This window comes from Psychrobacter sp. ANT_H3 (genome assembly GCF_027919975.1).
Taxonomy (GTDB): Bacteria; Pseudomonadota; Gammaproteobacteria; order Pseudomonadales; family Moraxellaceae; genus Psychrobacter; species Psychrobacter maritimus.
On the sequence record NZ_JAQISM010000013.1, the window covers coordinates 160,237 to 166,403 of the forward strand.

A 6,167-nucleotide genomic window follows, 5' to 3' on the forward strand; every position below is an offset into this window, starting at 1 on the left:
ACGCATATCCATCGCTCTATTTACTTAGTATCTAGCTGCTCGATTTTACGCTGTATTCTATCCATCTTTTTTTGATAACGACGCATCTTACGGAAACGATGGGCGGCTAACACCCCATCGATACGGCGATTTATCAAACGGCGGCGCGGTGGAAAGCCGCCCACTTGTGGCTCGCGGTAGCCATGCAAATGATTATCACGGCGACGACGAAGATAACCCATTATACTATCAGCAATCATGATAAATAACGCCAAAGTAATCATGCCGTACATAAATAACGAGCCGCCTTCATCGAGGCTTTGGTTTAAAACGGTAATGGATAAAACAAACAGCAGCATCGGTTCTACATAACTTAGGGCACCAAATAATGACACTGGCAGCTTACTACTGGCAACCATGGTCAGCGACATGGCAAGCGCACTAAAAGCACCGAGCAGCGGCAATAAATACCAAAACTTTATGTTTTGTGCCGCCACGCTAAAGCCGCCACTGCTATACAGCATGATGAGCACCACCGGCGTCAGCAAGGTCAAATCCGACAGCAAACCAGTAATAGGCGGTACGGCAAGCTTACGCCGCAAGAGATAATAAGGCGGATAACCCAAGCATACAAATAACGTTACCCACGATACCGTCCCATATTGAAAGATATCATAGCCAATCCCCAGTGCTGCCAGTAGTGCCGCCATCCACTGCAATGCACTCATATGCTCATGATAAAAAAAGCGCCCCAGCACTATCATCACCAGTGGCAATAAAAAATAACCCAAAGTGACATCAAGACCGAAACCATTGACCGGCCCCCACATAAACAGCCAAATCTGCCCACCCAATATTGGCGTAGGTAATATAAATATCAGCCATTCTTTCGGGGTTTTTAAAGTTTTTAGATAATCAAAAACGTGTTGCCATTGCTTAGTAAAACTGACCAATATCAGCAAACTCAATAGCATCATCAGCACCCGCCATGACGCTACTTGCGTACCTGTTAAGGGCAACATAAATAGCCCAAACAAGAACATCAATGAAAACAAAAAACTGGATGATATTGCGGCTAATGTTCCCTGAAAAGTTTGATTGGTCGTAAGCATAACAACGGCCTTAAAATAGCGCTTAATGGGTATTATTTATAATAAGTTTATAAAGGTTAGTAATCATAATCAGTCAAATGTAATATCAATATTTCACGTATTGCTGGTATAAGTTTTTTGCAGCCTCTGTCTGCGTAGGCACAGCAAGCAAGAAAAACTTATACCAGCAGTGCCGTAGCGTTTTAATGTATTTTAACTATAAAAGCTAAGATGTATAGGTTAAAAGCTAGAAAATGGACTTTGACAATAAACAGCACTCAAAAAAAAGCCCCCAACGATATCGTCAGAGGCTTTTTCTAGAGCAGTATTGCTAACTAAACTAAAAAGCTAACAACTGAGATATTTACTCGTCATCGTCTGTGTTTTCATCTGCTGCATCATTCGATGTTTCGTTATCTACTAAGTCATCATTTGCACCATCAATAACGCCATTGATATCGGTCGTCGCGCTGTTGCCAGTTTCGGCATCAATATCGATTTGCTCTTGACCCTCTACTGCAAACGTTCCATCTTCTCTCATAGCATCAACTAGCTCGTCGTCGCTTTCTTCGTGCTCAACACGCGCCATAGCAACTAACTTCTCGTCTTTTGATAGACGAATCAGCGTCACACCTTGCGTATTACGACCAGAGCTTGCTACATGCTCAACTGGGGTACGCACTAATGTACCTTTGTCAGAGATTAAGATAATATCGTCTGTAGAGTCAACCTTGGTAGCACGAACCAGCGCACCATTACGCTCACTGGTTTTAATAGCAATCACACCGCCACCACCACGATTTTGCGTATTGAACTCATCGATAAAGGTACGTTTACCAAAGCCATTTTCACAAGCAATCAGAATTTCGCGCACATCATCTTCGATAACCACCAATGATTTAATAAACTCATCAGCCGCCAGACGCATACCACGAACGCCTTTAGCCGTACGACCCATTGCACGCGCATCATTTTCATCAAAACGAATCGCTTTACCACTTGAAGCAAATAGCATCACTTCTTGGCTACCATTGGTGATACGAGCGCTCACCAATTTATCGCCTTCTTCTAAACCAACCGCAATCAAGCCGTTCGAGCGAATATTGGCAAACTGTTTTAGCTCGACACGCTTCACGGTACCATTGGCAGTTGCAAAGAATACAAAAGGTGGCTCCGCTTGCGTGCTATCGTCTAAATTATTATCTTCTGATAAGCTGTCATCGCCATCTGCTGATGTCTCAGCTTTGCTAGATAACTCTTCTACTATTTTTGGAATAGGCAGTATCGTGGTGACCGTTTCATCAGGATTTAATCCAATTAAATTCACCAATGGACGACCACGCGCACCGCGACTGGCAATCGGTACTTCAAAACCACGTAGACTAAAGACACGACCACTATCCGTGAAGCATAGTACGGTGGCGTGCGTTGAGGTCACAACTAAGTGATCAATCACATCGTCTTCTTTCATCGCGGTCGCAGATTTGCCTTTACCGCCACGTTTTTGCGCCACATAATCATCAATCGGCTGCGTTTTTGCATAACCCGTACGAGAAACCGTCATGACCACGGTTTGTTCTGGGATAAGGTCTTCACGGTTAAAGTCCATACGTGAATCGATAATATCGGTACGACGCTCATCACCAAAGTTTTCACGAATCTCAATCATCTCGTTTGAGATAATGGTCATTAGCTTATCAAAATCGCCAAGGATAGACTCTAAATTTGCAATTTCACGCAGCAAATCTTGGTATTCTTCGGTCAATTTGTCTTGCTCAAGACCGGTTAGACGATGCAGCTGCATGTCTAAAATCGCATTGACCTGCTCAAGTGATAAACGATAGCGCTCTTCACCTTCAATCAGACCAAACGGCGCTTTTGGATCTTCGCCTTCGATAAAGTCAGGACGTACCGACTGGCTACCTGCAGCGGTTAGCATCGCCACCACGCTACCTGAGCCCCACGTATTAGTCAGTAAATTTTCACGAGCCAAACCGCGGTTAGCCGATGCTTTAATCGTCGCAATAATCTCATCAATGTTCGCTAGTGCAACGGTTAAACCTTCTAACAAGTGACCACGAACGCGTGCTTTATTAAGCTCATAAATGGTACGGCGCGTCACCACTTCTTGGCGATGGCGTACAAATGCTGCAATCAGCTGACGTAAGGTCAATAGCTTTGGCTGACCGTTATCTAGCGCCACCATGTTGATACTAAAGCTAGATTCAAGCGGTGTCTGCAGGAACAAATTGTTAACAATCACTTCCGCCGTTTCACCGCGGCGCAAATCAATGGCAATACGCATGCCGTCTTTATCAGACTCATCACGAATCTCGGTAATACCTTCGATTTTCTTATCACGTACCAATTCAGCAATACGCTCAATCAGTTTGGCTTTATTGGTTTGATAAGGTACTTCGGTGAAGACAATACGCTCACGGTCACGGTTGACACCGGTGTCGCTCATCGGTTCAATAATATAACGACCACGTACGTGCAGGCGACCTTTACCGGTGCGATAGGCATCTAAGATACCCGCGCGACCATAAATAATACCGCCCGTTGGGAAGTCAGGACCTGAAATATGCGACATCAACTCTTCGGCAGATATTTGCGGGTTTTCAGCATAAGCCAAACACGCATTAATCACCTCAGTTAGATTGTGCGGCGCCATATTGGTCGCCATACCAACTGCAATACCGGTTGCACCGTTGACCAATAAGTTTGGAATACGCGCAGGCAAGACACTTGGCATACGCTCAGAGCCATCGTAGTTGTCTTCCCAGTCGACGGTGTCTTTGTCCAAGTCAGCAAGCATTTGATGGGTCAGCTTGGTCATACGGACTTCGGTATAACGCATCGCTGCCGGTGGATCATCATCAATCGAGCCAAAGTTACCTTGGCCGTCAACCATCGGGTAACGCAAGCTAAAGTCCTGCGCCATACGTACAATCGCATCATAAACAGCACTATCGCCATGCGGGTGATATTTACCGATGACGTCACCGACCACACGTGCCGACTTCTTATAAGCTTTATTATAATCGTTAGACAGCACATGCATCGCGTACATCACGCGGCGGTGTACCGGTTTGAACCCATCACGCACATCAGGCAGCGCGCGCGAGACGATCACGCTCATCGCATAATCCAAATAGGACTGCTTTAATTCATCCACGATGGCAATAGGACTGATCGAGTCGCTCATATACACTCCTTCACTCACATACTTTCTCTAAGGGTTGCGCGCCTAAAAAAGTGCTTACACTGATATAAAAATATAGCTGCACAAACGCGCAACTATGATTGCTATACCAACACGAAAAAGCACTATCAAACGGGCAAAACCATAGGAAAATGGCGATACGGTTTTTGTTAAAAGTAATGTTTAATTAAAGAAGCTATTTTAGCACATTTTTGTCGATTTAGGGGGTTCTCGATGCTATTAAAATCAAGCAAAACAGCTCATTAGCGTTGAGTTCTGCCTTTAGCAATAAGGATAAAAAAGACTTTAGCAATAGAGTGTTGTCTTTGTCGTTTTTAAAGGCTGTTTCATAAAAAAACTGTACCCCGAGGATACAGTTTTTTCGCGAGGAAGACTAAAACTACTTATATGTTTAACTAGCAAGCATTTTAAACAGGTTTGAATTCCTGATTAAAGAATTCACGCGTAGCTTCAGTACAGGCTGGGCTGACCAGACCGCCATGATAGTTGGTATAAAATGCCAATAGCGACGCGACACCGCCCTGTGGGGCTGCATCATCCTTGATTTTCTTAACGCTATTACTAAAGTTGGTTTGCACGCTATCTTTGACAGCAACCGCATCCCATTTATTCATTGACGCCTGCCCAATCAGGGTAAAGGTTTCTTTGTCGGGACGATCTGCTTTATTATCTGCATCCACATCTAACACCGTAATATTAATTTTCTTAGCAGGATTTTTGGCCACTTCTGCTTGTAGCAGTTTTACCACCGCGCCGGTATTAGTATCAAAATAAACGGTCGGATCTTGGTTGCCACCACAAATAAACGTCGGCATCGTAGGCACATAACCACGTAAGTCATTATCCTTAAGCGCCTTACGCAAATTATTTTCAGGGTTTACCGCTGTCCGCCCGTTGCCATTGTCTGCCCATAGACCATCAGGATTTTTTTGCGCATCTGCCACATAAGCAGCACGAAAATCCGTTTTAATCAGATAATCGGTCTCATCGTAGCCCCCTAAAATAGAAAACAGCTTGCCTGGTGATAAACCTGCCAGCCTTGGATCGCTAGGATTTTTTTGGAACATAGCATTATTTGGCAGTTTTTTTGCTTCGACTAACTCACTAAATGGGATATTACTAGGCAGCTGCGCGTCGGCATACTTCTCTAAGAAAATATCTGATTTTTTATTGTAAATATTGCCGTATTTTTCCTGTAAACCAATACCAAGCAGAGGTGCAAAACGTGACGCGCCAATATTGACATTGCCCATAAAGATTTCATCACCAAAAGCCGCCAACGCATAAGGACCCGATGATGGCGCAATCGCCGTCACTGGTTTTTTCTGTGATTCTAGTAATCTCGCAGTTGCCATAGTGACATAGCCGCCTTGCGAGTAACCGGCGATAAACAGCTTACCCGAGTCATCAATTTTACTGTAATGGGCATCATTGGCGCGTTTTTTGCGTTTGATAATGCTGCGCGCGCTATCTAGAGCGTCGACCATGTCGGTCGACTGCTGCTGGGCAACCAAATAAGGATGGTAGTCAAGTTTTGAGGTATCATAGCCCGCATAGTTGGGCGCGACAACGATATAGCCTTGGGCGGCAAAGTTTGCAGCAATTAAGTTTGCTTCCCCTACTGCAGGGTTTTTAGTATTACCTACTTGGGCAAAATCATAGCCTTTATCAGTCGTCGTGCCATGCGCGTATAATAATACCGGGCGATCACCTTGGCATTCAGGCGCATCGCCAGTGGGTAGCATTAAAGCGGCCGTGGCATTGGTATCTTCATCGGCGGCACCTTTGGTATCGTAGCTGACTTTTTCTATGGTAACGCCGCATTTGGCTACAGGCGTTGCGGTACTTCCAAGCCCAAAACTGTTATTTAT

At 44.7% G+C, this 6,167-nt stretch carries 3 protein-coding genes; all 3 read right to left on the bottom strand.

The features are described from left to right. Positions 1 to 20: 20 nt before the first annotated feature. Positions 21 to 1,091 carry an EamA family transporter RarD gene (gene rarD, locus PG901_RS07970; RefSeq protein ID WP_201628069.1) on the bottom strand — a complete coding sequence of 357 codons (1,071 nt, stop codon included), beginning with the start codon at positions 1,089 to 1,091 and terminating at the stop codon, positions 21 to 23. 343 nt (positions 1,092 to 1,434) lie between these two features. Continuing rightward, on the bottom strand, positions 1,435 to 4,278 hold the full coding sequence (gene gyrA / locus PG901_RS07975) for a DNA gyrase subunit A (protein WP_271134131.1): 2,844 nt from the start codon (positions 4,276 to 4,278) through the stop codon (positions 1,435 to 1,437). A gap of 425 nt (positions 4,279 to 4,703) precedes the next feature. After that, the coding region (locus PG901_RS07980) for an alpha/beta hydrolase family protein (protein ID WP_271134132.1) at positions 4,704 to 6,167 on the bottom strand (1,464 nt) is incomplete at its 5' end.